The sequence below is a fragment of the Paraburkholderia sp. RHO2 genome (assembly GCF_050955445.1).
Lineage (GTDB): Bacteria > Actinomycetota > Actinomycetes > Mycobacteriales > Mycobacteriaceae > Prescottella > Prescottella agglutinans_A.
In genome coordinates, this window is record NZ_CP162617.1 from 468,413 (window position 1) to 484,018 (window position 15,606).

Below are 15,606 nucleotides of genomic sequence, written 5' to 3' on the forward strand. Positions count from 1 at the left end.
CGCAGAAGCGGACCCCACGGTTCCTCTGAACGGCCGAATCTCCGTCAACTTGTGCGGTTGCTTCGACCGGAATCGGCGGGGCCGGCTCGCCCGGACGTGCGCCCAATTCGCGCGTTGAGTGCGCTGTGTCCAAACGGGTTTGGTCGGATGCCGACCGGAGCCGGCGGCTCCTGGACACCCGGCCCGAGCGGGAGAATCGCGATCGACAAAGTGCATACCCAAACTGCGCATAACATGTAATCTGCCTCACATTGCACCACGGGTCCGGTCAGGTCGGGAGGACCCGCACCGCACGAGAGGAACTCTCGATGGTCATTTCCGCTGCTGTCCCCGCGGCCTCGTTCGAGGCTCAGCGGTCCCGTCGCACCAACTGGAACAACCAGGTCGCACGGCACGCGCAGATGATCCCGGACCGGGTCGCGCTGCGATTCCAGGGAGAGTCCGTCACGTGGTCCGCGCTCCACGCCCGGGTCGAGAAGCTGGCCGACGCCCTGTCGCGGCGCGGCATCGGCTTCGGTGATCGGGTGCTGATTCTGATGCTCAACCGACCCGAGTACCTCGAGGTGGTCCTCGCGGCCAATGCGCTGGGTGCGATCGCCGTCCCGGTGAACTTTCGGATGACGGTGCCCGAAGTGTCATTCCTGTTGCGTGACAGCGGTGCGCGAGCTGTCTTCGCCGACACGACACTGGCGCCGCTCGCCGACGCGGTCCGCGCCGAGGTCGGCGGTCCCGACCTCTCGATCGTCGTCGGCGGCGCGACCGAGGACGACGTGCTCGGGTACGAGGAACTGATCGCCGAGGAGGGCGTCGCGCGCCCCGCGATCGACATCCCCGACGACACCCCGGCGCTCATCATGTACACGTCCGGCACCACCGGTCGCCCCAAGGGGGCGGTGCTGACCCACAGCAACATGGAGGCGCAGGCGCTCACGTGCATCCGTGCGTTCCAGTTGGACCGTTCCGACGACATCGGGTTCTGCGCGTCGCCGATGTTCCACATCGCCGCGCTGGGGTCGATGGCACCGAGCCTGATGCTCGGGCTCACCACGGTAATCTACCCGGTCGGCGCGTTCGACCCGGGCACCCTGCTCGACGTCCTCGAGGAGGAGCAGGTCACCACACTGTTCCTGGTGCCGGTCCAGTGGCAGGCGGTGTGCGCCGTGCAGCAGGCGAGTCCGCGAAAGTTGAAGCTGCGCAGCATTTCCTGGGGAGCAGCGCCCGCGTCGGACACCGTGTTGCGGGCGATGGCCGAGACCTTCCCGGCCGCGTCGAACGTGGCCGTGTTCGGGCAGACCGAGATGTCGCCGATCACCTGTGTCCTCGACGGTGCGGACGCGCTCCGCAAACTCGGCTCGGTCGGGCGAGTGATCCCGACCGTGCAGGCCCGGGTCGTCGACGACGACATGAACGATGTGGCGCCGGGCGAGGTGGGCGAGATCGTCTACCGGGGCCCGACGATGATGCTCGAGTACTGGCAGAACCCGACGGCGACCGCGGAGGCGTTCCACGGCGGGTGGTTCCACTCGGGCGATCTGGTCCGCGTCGACGACCAGGGATTCGTCTACGTGGTCGATCGCAAGAAGGACATGATCATCTCGGGTGGCGAGAACATCTACTGCGCCGAGGTCGAGAACGTGCTCTTCGCGCACCCGAAGATCCTCGAGGCCGCCGTGATCGGCCGTCCCGAGGCCCGGTGGGGCGAGATCCCGGTGGCGGTCGTCGCGCTGAGACCCGAGGCCGGCGGCGAACTCAGCCTCGACGAGTTGCAGCCGTTCCTCGACGAGCAACTCGCGCGGTACAAGCACCCCAAGGTGCTGGTGCGCGTGGAGGCGTTGCCGCGCAACGCCAGCGGCAAGGTCGTGAAGGGAGAGCTGCGATCTGCGGTGGCGGATCCGCTCGGGAGACCCCTGGTGTAACGCATCGGCCACGTTCTGCCCGAAAGGGTCACAACTCGAACAAATGCTTCTCGAGGCATTGCGGAGTCCACCTGCGCGCGTAATATCAGTAGTGCGGATCGAGTGAGTAATCGGTAACGGTGAAATGCTTGTGAAGCAGAGATGCCGCCGAGGATGTGAAAGCATTCCCGGCGACACCCCTGTTTGGGGGAGTTTCGATCTCACACGGTCTTCGTCAGCGCCCGCTTCAGGCCGAGATGCATGTCCTCACGCGTACGGTCCGAGACGGACACCCCGGGAAACGCGTTCGATCCGTGGAACGTACCCGGCCGGTGGTGCAGTTCGACGGGCACACCCGCCCGCATCAGGCGTAAGGCGTATTCGATGGCTTCGTCACGCAGCGGATCCAGTTCGTTGGCGGCGATCCACGCCGGGGGCAGCCCGGAAACGTCGTCGGCGCGGGCGGCCGCGGCATGGGCCGGAGTGTCCCCTGATCGGTCGCCGAGATAGAAGTTCCACCCCAGCACCGCCTGGCCGTGTGTCCACAGCGGTGTGTCGGTGAACTCGTTCACCGACTGCGTCTCCATGCGGTCGTCGAGCATCGGGTTGTCCAAGAGCTGGTAGACGAGCCGAGGGCCGCCCTCGTCGCGTACCCGCAGGGCCAGCGCGGCGGCGAGTCCGGCGCCCGCGCTCACGCCTCCGACGGCCAGGCGCTCCGGATCCACGCCGAGTTCGTCGGCGTGTGCCGCGACCCACGTCAATGCGGCGACGCAGTCGTCCAGGCCGGCCGGATAGGGGTCCTCGGGTGCAAGGCGGTACTCGACACTCACGACGACGCACCCCACGGCGGACGCGATCTCGACGCACGTGCGCTCGGACGCCTCGATCTCACCGAAGACGTATCCGCCACCGTGGAACCACACCAGCGCGCCGAGCCGAGAGAAGCTCCCGGCGGGGGTGTAGATGCGGACGGGTACCTGCGGTGCGTCCGGCGGCCCCGGGACGACGCGGTCGTCGACGGTCAGGTCGTGCGGGCGGACGACGTTCGCTGCGAGTTCGGCCGCGCGGATCCGCTGCCGCTCGCGGAAGGCCACGGGGTCGGTGATGTCGACCTGTGGGAGCGTCGGCAGCACGGTCCGCAGCTCGGGATGGATGCGATCGATCAAAACGCCTCCTGGGTCTCGGCGGCAGCACGATCGGGGAAGTTATGTGCTGCAACGAGATCCAGGCTAGGAAGGACGCGAACCGGGCGGACCGTATCCTCCCGCCTGGCGGGACGGCGTGCGAGATCGGGCCGTCAGCGCACCCGCAGTCGTTCGCGGCGCAGAAGGTCCACCTCGGGCAGATCCAGTGGCGGCAGTTCGTCGACGCCGAGGGCGCGCTTCAGCAGCAGGTCGGCCAACTCCGGGTTTCGGGCCAGGACGGGACCGTGCATGTAGGTACCGATGACCGAACCCTGCGTGACGCCCTCGAGGCCGTCGCCGACACCGTTGCCCACGCCGTGTGTCACCCGGCCCACCGGCTCGGCATCGGGACCCAGAGTCGTTCCGCCGCGATGGTTCTCGAATCCGGACAGGGGAGCGGTGAGGCCGTCGATGAGCGGCGAGGTGATGACCTCGCCGATCGATCGCTTCTCCTGCGGGGAGGTGGTGGCGTCGAGCATGGACACGCCCTCCACGCGTTCGCCGGCCGACGTCTCGTACCAGTGCCCGAGCACCTGGATCGCCGCGCAGATCGCGAGCACCGGGGCGCCCCGCTCGGCCGCCTTCTGCAGACCCGGATACGTCGTCAGGTGCCGCGTCGCCAGCCGCTGCGCCGAGTCCTCGGCACCGCCGAGGGTATAGAGGTCGAGCGATTCGGGCACCGGATCGCTCAGGGTGATGTCGACGATCTCGGCGTCGTAGCCGCGCATCCGCAGGCGCTGCCGCAGGATCAGGGCGTTGCCGCCGTCGCCGTAGGTGCCCATGACGTCGGGCAGGACGAGGCCGATGCGGACCGTGGACTCAGACATCGCGGCTGTTCTCCTTGGCGATTGCGGTGTTCAGGTCACGGAAGGCGGTGTAGTTCGCCAGCACCTCGACCCGCCCGGGCGGGCACGACGCGATCGCGCGCATCGGATCGTGCTCGAGCGTGTGCTCGACACCCGCGTAGGTGAGCCGGACCGCGAGGTCGGTGCCGCGTTCGCCGGCGGCGACCACCTTGACGCCCTCGAAGTGCTCGAAGCGCACGTCCCACAGCCACGACAGGTCCTCGCCGTCGGGCACCTGACCGTTGACGGCGATGACCAGGCCGTCGACGCTGTGGTCGATCATCGACAGCGCCTCCTGCCAGCCGGCCGGGTTCTTCGCCAGCAGCATGTGCACGGAGTGCGCGCCCACCTGGACCGTGCTGTAGCGGCCGGCGACCTCGTCGACGATCGACGCGGCGGCGACGGCGTCCTCCGCCTTCGCGCCCATCGCGACCGCCGCGGCCACGGCCTGCGCCGCGTTACCGCGGTTCGCCTTGCCCGGAAGAGTCAGCTTCATCGGGATCACGAGACCGTCCGGCCCGTACAGATTGTCGTCGTCGAGCCACCAGTCGGGCGTGGGGCGCGCGAAGTCCGAGCCGGTGCTGCGCCAGTGCGGTCCGTCCCACACGATCGGCTCGCCGGTGCGCGGGCAGCTGACGGAGTCGCTGGCCCAGCCGCTGCCGGCGGCGACCCAGATCACGTTCTTGCAGTCGTACGCGACGGAGGTGACCAGCACGTCGTCGCAGTTCGCGACCACGATCGCGTCCGGGTGACGTGCCAGCCCGGCGCGCAGCTTGCGCTCGATCATGTTGATCTCGCCGACGCGGTCCAGCTGGTCGCGGCTGAGGTTCAGCAGCACCACGACCTCGGGGTTCACCGCGTCGCTCACGTGCGGAACGTGCAGCTCGTCCACCTCGAGGGCGGCGAGCGGGGCGTCGACGCGGGCGGAGAGCGCGGCCACGATGCCGGCATCCATGTTGGCGCCGTCCGCCTGCGTCGCGACCTCGTCGACCGTCGCCAACGCCGCGGCGGTCATGCGGGTGGTGGTGGACTTGCCGTTGGTGCCGGTGACGACGACGGTCCGGCGTCCGCGGCCGAGCTGCTGCATCAGCGTCGGATCGATCTTGAGGGCGATCAGGCCGCCGATCATCGAGCCCTTGCCACGGCCGGCCTTTTGCGACGCCCAGGCCGCCGCGGCGGCCGCGCGCAGCGCGAGACGGCCCCGCAGTGTCATCCGAGTGCTAGTTCCCACGTGCCGAGTTTTCCACAGGCGTGACGTGGGCGTGTTCCGGTGTCACCGGTGCCGCTCCGGAAACGGCGATGCCGCGCCCCCGATCGGAAGCGCGGCATCACGAAGGGTGAAGCGGCGTGAGCCGGAGGATCAGCTCGCCAGGGCCTTGGCCTTGAGCGACTCGAACTCCTGCGGCGTGATGGTGCCGGCGTCGAGCAGTGCCTTGGCGTCGGCGATCTGCTCCGCACCCGACTTGCCCGCGACCTGGCGGATGTAGGACTCCTGCGCGTCCTGCATCTGCTGGGCGGCCTGGACCGAGCGCTTCGTCATGTCGTCGCCCTTGACGATCAGGTAGATCAGGGCCGTGATGAACGGGAGGATGATCAGGAAGACCACCCAGATCGCCTTGACCCAGCCGGAGCTCTTGTGGTCCCGGAACAGGTCGGTGATGATCGAGAACAGCAGCATCAGGTACGCGACGAACGCGAAGCTGACGAGAATCACCCAGAGGAAATCCCAGAAAGAGTCCATCTTCAGAGCTCCATTCACGTGTTCTGTCGAAAGTGCATCTGACTGTGACACAGACGGCGGCTCGATTGCGTCATTCGGGGCGGGTGAAATCCAAGTCGCGACGAACAATCGGCGAACGGACGCCGCGGACGTCGAGCGGGGCTTCGTGGCGGCCGTGAATCCGCGATTCCGACTCGTTCCCGGCCGATGGCGGCGGAGTCGACCAGCCGCCCGCCAGGGGCGTATTCCTGCCGTGCTGTCGTAGCCGAGCGATAGGTTCGGCGCGGAGGGGTCGCTGACCGAGGGAGGGAGAACGGTGGCCGACTATGCGCGATCGTCGGGGGTTTCGTGGGCCGGAATGGTCGACTGGCTGATCGAGTCGCTGACCGACCAACCAGTGGCATTCATGCTCGAGATGGGGCCGAGCGGGTTCCGCAGCCAGGGCGTGGACGACGAGGTCGCGTGCGCGCAGATCGTGGTGCTCGACGACGGCGTGCTCATGCTCCGGCGATCGCGCACCGTCCTCGACCAGTTGACGCTGGCCGACTTCTCGGTCGACGGACTGGCCCTGGACCGCTGGTTCTTCGACGACCACTTCGCCGACTGCACCGACGGCTACCTGTTCACCCGCGACGTCCGACTCGTCGCCGATGCGTGCGTCGGCTGGTTCCGCGACGAGTGGGGAACGCGGTCCACCGACGACCTCGGTTGCGACTACCGGTTTCCCGACGAGTTGCCGAGAAGCCGGTGAGGCCGCGTCCGAATCACTCGATGGGTAGCCTCCATCCGCGCTGAACGACGGTGAGCGTCCGCCACCCGCGCCGATGCAGGCGTGTGAGGTCGGCGTGGTCGTCCGCCGCTGCGGACGCGAGGACGTGCCGGCTCCCCGCCTGCGTCAGCCACCGGATCGCCGCCTCGAGGAGGACCTCGGCCACGGCCTCGTCTGTGGGGGCGGCGAGATCGAGTTCCGCGATCTCCGCCCACCCGGACAGTGCCATGAGAGTTCCTCCGCGAGTGAGATTCTCGACCACTTCGATGTATCCGCTCGGCGCGCCGTCCGTGGCCGCGGTGAACCGTGTTCCGTGGATGCCGACGGCACGGGTCAGTCGATGCGAGTCGAGATCTGCCGACGACGCGTGAGCCCCGAGGTCCTTGCTCAGCACTACTTCGGTGCACGCCGGATCGGCCTCGAATCCGGCGGCGGACAGTGCGGCGGCGACATGGGGCCACGAGTCCGGTACGCCGTAAGAGACCGGTGTCGGCAGGTCGCCGTCGGCGAAGACGTGTGCGACGCCGTCTTGGGCCAGGAGGACGAGACCGGCACGCAGCAGGTCGGCCGCAGCGTCGGGCCGGTCCGGCCAGAAGACGAACCACGCGATCTCCCCGGCGTTGCGGTAGTCGTCGGACACGTCACGTTCGACTCCGTACCGACGCAGGTGGAGCGCACCGACGACGCGGCCGCCGACGACGGAGACCAGCGTCCGCCGGTCGCGGACCCAGGGATCGGTGACGTACTGAGTCGGATCGGATTCGAGGCTGGCGAGAAGGGCGGCGCTGGATATCGCCCACCCCGGGGCGACGGCGCCCAGATGGGCATTCACAAGATCGGTCAGTTGCTGACGATCGCCGCGGCGGAACAATCTGATTTCGGGCATGACGAAACTCCGTTCACTGCGGCTGGACGCCGCCGAGTGGGTGATGGTTTCGCCGCTACCCGTGCGGCACGAGGATCACGGTACCGCAACAGGACTCGGTATTCTCCACCGGATCCATGCACGCTCTCCCCGGAGCCGCGGGGATTCGAAGCGCTCAGCCACCGAAAGGCGGTGCTGATGAGGGCTTTCACGCCGGATCCGCGTCTCGTCTACCCGCCGTACGCGGACCGGAAGCTCAGGATCCTGCGCCGGATCCTCTGGCTGCGTCCGGTCGAGCGTTCACCCGAAATGTGTGAGGTTTCGCGGTGGATCTGTTCGTACGGTGCTGGTGAGGCCGACACGGCGCCACCCACTGTGCGAGGAGATCTCATGGCTGGAACGTTGACTGTCTGGAAGTTCGCGTCCCCGACCGGCGCGGACACCGCGATCGCGACGCTGGAAGACCTGCAGAAGCAGGCGCTGATCACCGTTCACGATGCCGCAGTGGTGAGTTGGCCGGAAGGGCGGAAGAAGCCGAAGACCCGCCAGCTCACCAACCTCGCAGGTGTCGGCGCCCTCGGGGGCACGTTCTGGGGGCTGCTGTTCGGCATCCTGTTTTTCATCCCGCTGATCGGGGCCGCTGTCGGTGCCGCGGTCGGCGCGGTGACCGGGGCGTTGAGCGACGTCGGGATCGACGACGACTTCATCAAGCGTCTCAAGGCGCAGATCACGCCCGGTACTTCGGCCCTGTTCGTCCTCACCTCCGACGAGACGCTCGATCGCGTCCACGAGGAATTCCACGGCCAGCATGCCGAATTGATCTCTACGAATCTGTCACACGAGCAGGAGGCGCACCTGCGCGAGGTCTTCGCGGACTGACCCGATCGATCGTTTCGCAGTCCGGGAGGGAATGCTGATGCTCTCACGCAAATCGCCATCCACGCGGACAGGGTCCGCGGTGCCGGCGCCGTCTCTGGCGCCGGCACCGTGGTCGATCCCGCGGGGTCTGATCGTGCTGCTGGCGGGCGCGGGTGTGGTCGTCTCGATCGCCGGGATCAAGGTGTTCGCCGGGATCCTCGGTCCCGTGTTCCTGGCCCTGATGCTCACCATCGCGGTGCAGCCGATCCAGTCGTGGGCGGAGTGTCGAGGGCTACCCAAGTGGGTCGGCATGGCGGGCGCGTTGATCGTGGTGAACCTGATTCTCCTCGGCCTCATCGGCGCGCTGGTGCTGTCGACCGCACAGCTCGCCACCGAGTTGCCGCAGTACGCGGACTCCCTCGACGACCTCCTCGACGGTCTGCGCTCGACGCTGGCGAGCGCCGGCGTCAACTCCGATCAGATCCACAATGTCCTGAGCGGTATCGACGTCGGCACGGTCGTCACGTTCCTGGAATCGGTTCTCCAGAGTCTGCTCGGGGTGTTCTCGAACCTCTTCTTCGTTCTCGCGCTGCTGCTCTTCATGGCCTTCGACGGGATGGCGATGGGCGAGAAGATGCGGGTCGTGGCACGCGCCCGTCCCGAAATCGCCTACGCCCTCTCGTCTTTCACACACGGAACGCGTAAGTACCTCGTCGTCTCCACCATCTTCGGCCTCATCGTCGCAGTCCTCGACGGCGGGGCGCTGTGGCTGATGGGCGTGCCGTTGCCGGTGCTGTGGGCACTGCTGTCGTTCATCACGAACTACATTCCCAACATCGGTTTCGTCGTCGGGCTCGTCCCGCCGGCGCTGCTCGCGTTGCTCGAGGGCGGCCCGGGCTTGATGGTGTGGGTGATCGTCGTCTATTGCGTGATCAACTTCGTCATCCAGTCGATCATCCAGCCGAAGTTCGTCGGCGACGCCGTCGGCATCAGCGTGACGATGACGTTCCTGTCGCTGGTCTTCTGGACCTGGGTGCTCGGCGCGCTCGGCGCCCTGCTCGCGATTCCGCTGACGCTGTTGGCCAAGGCGATGCTGCTCGACATCGACCCGTCCACCCGCTGGGTCAACGTGCTGATCGGGGACAAGGCGGTGGACGAGCCGGCACCGCCGGGCGACGAATCGCCGCCGGCCGGAGACTCGGCGCCGACGGAACCACCGGTGCCGGTCGCCGCAGCCGACACCTGATCTCGACGCTGCGCATCATGGGGTCGTGTCCGACGGCCGTGTCCACCGGGATCGTGTCGGTGGCTGTCAGTCAGAAGGCGACTGCACGAATTCAGTCGTGGTGTGCACAGACCTCCGGTTGTGGTCGGTTGCTCGGTTACAGTGCTGGCTTGCAGTAAGACGACCATCCGGTTTCGTGTGCTCGTCGGCTGTGCCAGGACTGCCGGCCGACGGTCGGCGTTCACCCGGAAATGCGCAGGAGTCTGTGCATGCCCCCGTCCATGATCGAACGTCTACGGCCCCGTGCCCGGGGCGGGCCGCGGCTGCTGCGGGCCCTCAGCGGGCTGGCGGTCGCCGGTGTCGCGGTCGCGCTGGCCGTTCCTGCCGCGGCGGCGCCGGTCGGTGTGCCGGTGGCCACGCCCGGTACCGTCACCGCCTGGGGCGGCGACCCCTCCGGTCAGGTGCGCGATGCGCCGGCCGCCGGCGGCGTCACCGCGATTGCCGCCGGGAGAGACCATTCCCTCGCGCTGACCGCGGACGGCCACATCACCGCCTGGGGTCTGGACAGTGCCGGACAGGTCGGTGGCACCCCGACCACCGCCGGCACCTCCATCTTCACGATCACCGCCAGCAACGGTGTTGCACCGCATGCGGTCCTCGACGTCACCCTCACCGTCTCTGCGGACACCACGCCGGCGACGTCGTCCGGGTCGTCCGGGTCGTCCGGATCACTCGGGAGCCTCGGCTCCGTCACATCCTGACCAGCCAACACCACCCCAACACAGACAGCGGCCGCGCACTCCCGCTCCAGGTGCGCGGCCACTGGCCTTCGCCGACAAAGTCGTGAGTGGGCTGTATGCCTAGGACGCCGGATTTCAGCAGTGGTGTGCGCAGGTATCCGGCTACGGTCGGTCGCGGTAAGGACCGGCTGGACGTTATGCCACGACGACGAGATATCCGACTTGGCCTCGTCGGCGCGGGCCCGAAGTTCATCGTTGCGCTCCTGGGCCGAGGTCCGCGCTCTTGCGACTTGCTCTTCCAACGTGGCGTGCTGGGCGGTCTGCGAGGCGAAGAAGTCGTCCTCTGACTCCTTTACTTTTGCGGACATGGCCTCTTGACAAACTTCTCTACATGTCAGTTGTACTCGGCCATCGGGTGGGTGCCAGTCGACTGAAACATCTGACGACGGTCTTCACCTGAACCTGTTGACGCTTGGCAGCGGAAGCCTGGCCGGAAGCCCTACCTGACAAGGGGATCGGCGAGTCGGTATCGAGGACGGTCCCTACGCCAGATCGGAGCTGGCGTCCTTCGCGCACCCACGAAGCGGATTAGTTCGGGGGTGCAGGGTCACGACGTGGCGTGTCTTCGGTCGCCTCGAGCGGGCCCACCGATCGCTGCACCGGAACGGTCCTTCTGTGCGCCTTTCAACTCGAACGCGACCACGATCTCTGTGAACCCCCGGAAGAGCGCCAGGAACCCGACGTACAAGATCAGGAGCGCTGCGCGCACCGCGATCACCTGCTGCGAGACCAAGAAACCAATGAGAATTTCGAGGACGCCGGCGGCCACCCCAAGCCACCAGACAGTGTTCACGACCCGGGACTCGATGGATGAGATCAGAACGAGAGCTCCCTGCAGGATGAAAAGCACGCCGAGCACGGACGCCAGAGCCCAGAACGCGTCGAGCGGGCTGATGAACGCCCAGATCGCGCCGGCGAGAAACAGGACACCCATCAGCACGCGTGCCCACCGCCAGGGAGACCACAACGCCGCAATCAGGAACTCGTTCATCATCGCCCCGAGGAAGACCGCCCCCATGAGAACCCCGATGGTGACCACCGAAGTCGTGGTGAAGCGCAGCACCACCATCGCGACGATCAGCCATGCGATCCCGGTCAAGAGGAAGATCCACCATGGACCCACGAGCCGCGCCAGGCCCGCACGGAGCGCGTCACTCTGCGAAGAGTCGGTAGACGGTGATGCGGTGTCGGGCGACTGAGTATGCGGACTACTCATCGACTTCTCCCAAGTCTCGGAGGTCGCTGGACGCTTTCCGCTGCATCTCCATGGTAAGGGTTTCGTCGGCCTTCCGACACTCCCCGATGGCGGCCCCAGCGGCGGCCACTTGTTTCCTCATGGCCAGGCAATTTCGCGGTCGGGTCGATGGCGCCGGGGCCGGCCGGCTCGACGAGGTTGGTCAACGCAGAGGCTTCACCCGTGTCCGCTGGTGGCTTGGGTCAGCCGATTGCTGTCGCCGGCGGCGACCCCGACGTGTGCGGCGTCGACCAGCCGGTAATACCTCCTGCCGCACCGGGACTCACGGGCAACGGCCCGATGTCGTCGACGATGACGCGGTCGGTGCGGATCACCCGGGCGACGGTGAGGCAGGCTTCGACTGCGACGTGTCTGAGGGCCTCGCGGAAGTGGCGTTTGGAGATTCGGCTTGGTCCGCAGATGTAAAGGCAATCCTTGCTTTTCACCCGTTCGAGGGTGTGCGGCGGGTCCTGGGTGGGGTGCGTGCTGGTTCACCGGCTTCACGACCGAGGTTGTGACGAGGCTGCGAAGGAGGGTGCGCTGCGCGAAACACCCTGCGACCGAGGCGATCCCGAGCACTTTGCCAGGGTGATCGTCTCGGGCATATTGGTGCGAATGCGGCGGACTCCGGCCGCGGCGGACTCGGCCAGTCAGACAGCGGCGCCGCCACTCTACGGAACGAACCCATGACATCACCGGGGAGACATCTTTGGCCGTCAGCGGGGCCGTACATGGCCATCTATGGGGGGAGGTCACGGCCGTTGACGTACGCGGCCTTTCGCACCGCCGGACTGCCGGCAGAGGTCGGCCCCGACCGCGTCCCTACAGTCTGGTTTTCGGCCGCATCGATCACCGTGGAATCGAGACGTAAGGTAGGTGGGTAGGTAGGTCACGGTCAGCAAACCGCCAAGGGGGCTCGACGTGCCAGTCCGATGCGACGATCGGTCAACGGTGAGGTTGGCATCGGTAGGTGGTGGCTCTCGGGGGACGGCGTCATGATCATGCCCCCGGTTCCCCGGCCGGGTAGCGGGCCGTCCCAGCAGAGATTGACCCGCTATGGCTGGAGTGCAGTCGACCCGCCGCTACGGCCTGCGTTGTTTGTCAACCCAAGATCGGGAGATGGTGCGGCGGGCCGGGCGAGGGTTGCTGAACGGGCACGAGATCGCGGGATCAAGGTGGTCGTCCTCGAGCCGGGCCACAGCCTCATGGAATGCGTCGACGAGGCGGTGAAGCAGGGCGCGGATGCGCTGGGGATAGCTGGTGGCGACGGATCCCTGGCGGTCGTGGCAGCCGCCGCAGCCGCGCAGGGGGTGCCGTTCATCTGCGTCCCGGCTGGGACACGCAACCACTTCGCGCTCGACCTCGGAGTGGACCGGCGGGACGTGGCGGGCGCGCTCGACGCGTTCACCGATGGGGTTGAGCGGCGGATCGACCTGGCAGAAGTGAACGGCCGCGCTTTCGTGAACAACGTCTCTCTCGGGATCTACGGTGAGGCGGTCCGCCATCCGGCCTATCGCGACGCCAAAATGCGCACCCTCGTGGAGACCGCCAAGCGGGTGGTCGGCCCCGCTGCAAGGACCCCGGCGCTGCGCCTGGTCGACGACGTAGGCCGCCAGCACGCTCAACTCGCCGTCGTGCTGGTGTCGAACAACCCCTATGCGTTGGATCCTCCTGTCCTCGGCAGTCGCCCCTCACTCGGTGAGGGGCTTCTGGGCATCGTCATTCTCGACGCACCGGACAGTGGGCGGCACCCTCCAGGGCGCGCCTGGAGCGCACCGGACTTCGAGGTCTTCGCCCCCGCGCCCGTACACGCGGGTATCGACGGTGAATCAGTCGTGCTGACTCCACCGCTCAGGTTCGCCATTCGCCCGGCAGTCCTTCGCGTGCGCATCTCGCCCCGACATCCTGGCGCCTCGTCCTCCGCCCGCCTCCGACCTGCAAGGTCACCGAGGAGCGCCTCGCCGGTCGTCCGCCAGGAGGAGCCCGAGTAGTCGGCCCGATACGACGCCTTCCCCCGCCGCCCGGCGGCCGATTCCTACGGTTGCGTGCGTCCGCCACCATGGCCGACGTTCCGACTCCGATGACGGAGCCGAGCACCACGGCATCGGGGTAGTGCACACCGGTCTGCCGATGGCATCGGTGCACCCGGAACGTCGGTCGGGACTGCTGCACGGATAGGTGACATCTGATCTGTGGTGCCGAGAGGTGCCACTGGAAGGATGTGCACCGTGCCGAAGCCATTCCCCAAGGAGTTCCGCGACGACGTCGTCCGTGTGGCCCGAGGCCGTGAACCAGGCCAGCACCTGAGGCAGATCGCGGCCGACTTCGGCATCAGCGAATCCTGCCTGGCCAACTGGCTCAAGCAGGCCGATGTCGAAGACGGCATCAAGCCGGGGACGACTAATGAGGAGTCCAGGGAGAACCGCGAGCTGAAGAAGCGGATCCGGCTGCTCGAGCAGGAGAACGAGGTCCTGCGCCGGGCTGCGGCCTACCTGTCGCAGGCGAACCTGCCGGGAAAATGATCTACCCGCTCGTCCGCGAGTTGGCCGCCGACGGAATCCCTGTCGCGGTGACGTGCCGGGTGCTGAATATCGCGCGCCAACCGTACTACCGGTGGCTGGCCGCGCCGGTGACTGCTGCCGAGCGCGACGAGGCGTATCGGGCGAATGCCTTGTTCGACGCTCACCACGACGACCCGGAGTTCGGGTATCGGTTCCTCGTTGACGAGGCCGCCGACGCCGGCCAGAAGATGGCGCCGCGCACTGGGTGGCGGATCTGCTCGGAGAACAAGTGGTGGAGCTCGTTCGGCAAGAAGCGAGGCACCAAGAACGTCCGCTCGGGGCCGCCGGTCCACGACGACCTCGTCAAGCGGAACTTCACGGCTGATTCACCGAATATGTTGTGGCTCACCGATATTACCGAGCATCACACCGGCGAGGGGAAGCTCTACCTGTGTGCGATCAAGGACATGTACTCGAACCGCATCGTGGGCTACTCGATCGACTCGAGGATGAAGGCCCGTCTTGCTGTCGACGCCCTGGACTCGGCCGCCGCCCGTCGGGCTGCGGCGGGTGATCTGGTGGCCGGCTGTGTTGTGCACAGCGATCGCGGATCACAGTTCCGCTCAAGGAAATTCGTCCGCACGCTGGGCCGGCACGCGATGGCCGGATCGATGGGCAGGGTCGGCGCCTGCGGCGACAACGCGGCGATGGAATCGTTCTTCGCCCTGCTGCAGAAGAACGTCCTCGACCGCCGTCCGTGGGCGACCCGCGACGAGCTCCGGATCGCGATCGTCACGTGGATCGAACGGACCTACCACCGCCGCCGACGTCAGGCCAGGCTCGGCAAGTTGACCCCCGTCGAATACGAGACCATCATGACCACACCAGCCACTCAGGCTGCGTGACCGAATCTGTCACCCGATCGTGCAGCAGTCCCGTCTGGTGCTGCGGTCACTGGGCTGATGGTCCCTCTGGTAGGGACCATTGTTCGATCATTGCCAGCGTCTGCTCGAGCAGCGCGTCGGCTCGGGCTTCTACATCGTCGAGAACGTCCCCGACGTCGGCGAGCGCGGTGAGTGCGTCGCGGCGATCGAGCCTGCGGTGAGCGGCCGTGGGGGTAGCGGCAGGTAGCCCCAGCGGTCGATTGAGGTGAACACCAACCCATCGGACAGCTGGTCGTCGACACTGCGGGGAGGTGCCTGCGGGTCAGCTGCGCGCCCAGGGTGCGGGTGCTGGGGTGGCGGTAGATGAACGCGAGAACCTGTGCCCACCTGCGGTACACGGCCGCCGGCGCCAGCGCAGGACCGCCCAAGGCGGGGTCGAGCCGGTACCGGTAGCGGCCGGTGCGGCGGACATTGAGGTGATCGCGGATGGTGTCCGAGCGGCCCGGTGTATCCAGCGCTGATGTGATGGTCGTCGACGAGCGGGAGCGGCAGCCGATCGGTCGGCCGAATTTTCGCTGACCGTGGCGGGGTCGTCGAACGCCGCGTGGTTACGTCCGATCGGGCTGGTCCTCGTGTGGCCGGTCGTCGTCGTGTGCCTGATCCTGCTGGTGGCGTCGGGGCGGCACCTGGTGCGGGCAGCGTCGGCCTGAGCGCCCACTCTTCGCCCGGTCGGGCGGGAATCAGCGCGCAGAGGGAAGGAATGGGCGCTCAGGCCGATGGCCTGAACGCGGATGGGGCCGCACCCTGACGGATGCGGCCCCATCTC

At 67.3% G+C, this 15,606-nt stretch carries 16 protein-coding genes; 9 read left to right on the forward strand and 7 right to left on the reverse strand.

All coding sequences use genetic code 11. The annotated features are described in order from the left end of the window. The first annotated feature begins 308 nt into the window (after window positions 1-308). Window positions 309-1,916: a fatty-acid--CoA ligase FadD5 gene (fadD5, locus tag ABTV10_RS02120; RefSeq protein ID WP_499032210.1), complete on the forward strand. Its 1,608-nt coding sequence runs from the start codon at window positions 309-311 to the stop codon at window positions 1,914-1,916. A 200-nt stretch (window positions 1,917-2,116) separates the two neighbouring features. On the opposite strand, the gene ABTV10_RS02125 is transcribed toward fadD5, so the two are convergent. The 4 genes from ABTV10_RS02125 to ABTV10_RS02140 form a co-directional block, all read right to left on the reverse strand. Beyond that, complete coding sequence (locus ABTV10_RS02125) at window positions 2,117-3,061, reverse strand: alpha/beta hydrolase (protein WP_499032212.1); 945 nt, start codon at window positions 3,059-3,061, stop codon at window positions 2,117-2,119. A 131-nt stretch (window positions 3,062-3,192) separates the two neighbouring features. Then, the gene (locus ABTV10_RS02130) at window positions 3,193-3,906 is read right to left on the reverse strand and encodes a type 1 glutamine amidotransferase (RefSeq protein WP_433609381.1); all 714 of its coding nucleotides are present in this window, start codon (window positions 3,904-3,906) and stop codon (window positions 3,193-3,195) included. Then, a complete protein-coding gene (locus tag ABTV10_RS02135; RefSeq protein WP_499032213.1) occupies window positions 3,899-5,155 on the reverse strand; it encodes a Mur ligase family protein in 1,257 nt (418 codons plus the stop codon). Before ABTV10_RS02135 ends, ABTV10_RS02130 begins: the two co-directional genes overlap by 8 nt. Before the next feature lie 129 nt (window positions 5,156-5,284). Continuing rightward, window positions 5,285-5,665: an SHOCT domain-containing protein gene (locus ABTV10_RS02140; RefSeq protein WP_433609383.1), complete on the reverse strand. Its 381-nt coding sequence runs from the start codon at window positions 5,663-5,665 to the stop codon at window positions 5,285-5,287. A gap of 295 nt (window positions 5,666-5,960) precedes the next feature. On the opposite strand from ABTV10_RS02140, the gene ABTV10_RS02145 reads away from it, so the two are divergent. After that, window positions 5,961-6,395 carry a hypothetical protein gene (locus ABTV10_RS02145; protein ID WP_499032214.1) on the forward strand — a complete coding sequence of 145 codons (435 nt, stop codon included), beginning with the start codon at window positions 5,961-5,963 and terminating at the stop codon, window positions 6,393-6,395. 13 nt (window positions 6,396-6,408) lie between these two features. Here ABTV10_RS02145 and ABTV10_RS02150 read toward each other — a convergent pair whose 3' ends face one another. Further along, a complete protein-coding gene (locus ABTV10_RS02150; RefSeq protein WP_499032215.1) occupies window positions 6,409-7,299 on the reverse strand; it encodes a hypothetical protein in 891 nt (296 codons plus the stop codon). Window positions 7,300-7,668: 369 nt separating this feature from the next. Here ABTV10_RS02150 and ABTV10_RS02155 point away from each other — a divergent pair, with 369 nt between their 5' ends. The 3 genes from ABTV10_RS02155 to ABTV10_RS02165 all read left to right on the forward strand — a co-directional run bounded on the left by ABTV10_RS02155 (window position 7,669) and on the right by ABTV10_RS02165 (window position 10,122). Further along, on the forward strand, window positions 7,669-8,157 hold the full coding sequence (locus tag ABTV10_RS02155; RefSeq protein ID WP_499032217.1) for a DUF1269 domain-containing protein: 489 nt from the start codon (window positions 7,669-7,671) through the stop codon (window positions 8,155-8,157). A 79-nt stretch (window positions 8,158-8,236) separates the two neighbouring features. After that, window positions 8,237-9,382 carry an AI-2E family transporter gene (locus ABTV10_RS02160; RefSeq protein ID WP_499032218.1) on the forward strand — a complete coding sequence of 382 codons (1,146 nt, stop codon included), beginning with the start codon at window positions 8,237-8,239 and terminating at the stop codon, window positions 9,380-9,382. 248 nt (window positions 9,383-9,630) lie between these two features. Continuing rightward, a complete protein-coding gene (locus tag ABTV10_RS02165; protein WP_499032219.1) occupies window positions 9,631-10,122 on the forward strand; it encodes a hypothetical protein in 492 nt (163 codons plus the stop codon). Between the two features lie 586 nt (window positions 10,123-10,708). Here ABTV10_RS02165 and ABTV10_RS02170 read toward each other — a convergent pair. Together ABTV10_RS02170 and ABTV10_RS02175 are read right to left on the reverse strand one after the other, a co-directional pair. Then, window positions 10,709-11,230 (reverse strand): DUF308 domain-containing protein, encoded by a 522-nt coding sequence (locus ABTV10_RS02170; RefSeq protein ID WP_499032220.1) that lies wholly within the window; start codon window positions 11,228-11,230, stop codon window positions 10,709-10,711. A gap of 368 nt (window positions 11,231-11,598) precedes the next feature. After that, the gene (locus tag ABTV10_RS02175) at window positions 11,599-11,841 is read right to left on the reverse strand and encodes a hypothetical protein (protein WP_499032222.1); all 243 of its coding nucleotides are present in this window, start codon (window positions 11,839-11,841) and stop codon (window positions 11,599-11,601) included. Between the two features lie 555 nt (window positions 11,842-12,396). Between ABTV10_RS02175 and ABTV10_RS02180 the strand changes: the two genes are divergently transcribed. The 4 genes from ABTV10_RS02180 (at window position 12,397) to ABTV10_RS02195 (ending at window position 15,490) form a co-directional block, all read left to right on the forward strand. Then, a complete protein-coding gene (locus ABTV10_RS02180; protein ID WP_499035114.1) occupies window positions 12,397-13,386 on the forward strand; it encodes a diacylglycerol/lipid kinase family protein in 990 nt (329 codons plus the stop codon). A 237-nt stretch (window positions 13,387-13,623) separates the two neighbouring features. After that, window positions 13,624-14,801 (forward strand): IS3 family transposase gene (locus ABTV10_RS02185; protein WP_499028023.1). Its coding sequence is split into 2 segments (ribosomal slippage): window positions 13,624-13,908 and window positions 13,911-14,801, totalling 1,176 coding nucleotides; the frame shifts between segments, so codons are not numbered across the junction. A 79-nt stretch (window positions 14,802-14,880) separates the two neighbouring features. Then, on the forward strand, window positions 14,881-15,027 hold the full coding sequence (locus ABTV10_RS02190; RefSeq protein ID WP_499032224.1) for a hypothetical protein: 147 nt from the start codon (window positions 14,881-14,883) through the stop codon (window positions 15,025-15,027). 334 nt (window positions 15,028-15,361) lie between these two features. Beyond that, a complete protein-coding gene (locus ABTV10_RS02195; protein ID WP_499032226.1) occupies window positions 15,362-15,490 on the forward strand; it encodes a hypothetical protein in 129 nt (42 codons plus the stop codon). The last annotated feature ends 116 nt before the right edge of the window (window positions 15,491-15,606 follow it).

Bases quoted from the DNA above. Each gene is read 5' to 3' on its own strand.
- fadD5 (WP_499032210.1), top strand. From the start codon at position 309: ATGGTCATTTCCGCTGCTGTCCCCGCGGCCTCGTTCGAGGCTCAGCGG.
- ABTV10_RS02140 (WP_433609383.1), bottom strand. From the start codon at position 5,665: ATGGACTCTTTCTGGGATTTCCTCTGGGTGATTCTCGTCAGCTTCGCG.
- ABTV10_RS02155 (WP_499032217.1), top strand. From the start codon at position 7,669: ATGGCTGGAACGTTGACTGTCTGGAAGTTCGCGTCCCCGACCGGCGCG.
- ABTV10_RS02150 (WP_499032215.1), bottom strand. From the start codon at position 7,299: ATGCCCGAAATCAGATTGTTCCGCCGCGGCGATCGTCAGCAACTGACC.
- ABTV10_RS02170 (WP_499032220.1), bottom strand. From the start codon at position 11,230: ATGGTGGTGCTGCGCTTCACCACGACTTCGGTGGTCACCATCGGGGTT.
- ABTV10_RS02130 (WP_433609381.1), bottom strand. From the start codon at position 3,906: ATGTCTGAGTCCACGGTCCGCATCGGCCTCGTCCTGCCCGACGTCATG.
- ABTV10_RS02165 (WP_499032219.1), top strand. From the start codon at position 9,631: ATGCCCCCGTCCATGATCGAACGTCTACGGCCCCGTGCCCGGGGCGGG.
- ABTV10_RS02180 (WP_499035114.1), top strand. From the start codon at position 12,397: ATGCCCCCGGTTCCCCGGCCGGGTAGCGGGCCGTCCCAGCAGAGATTG.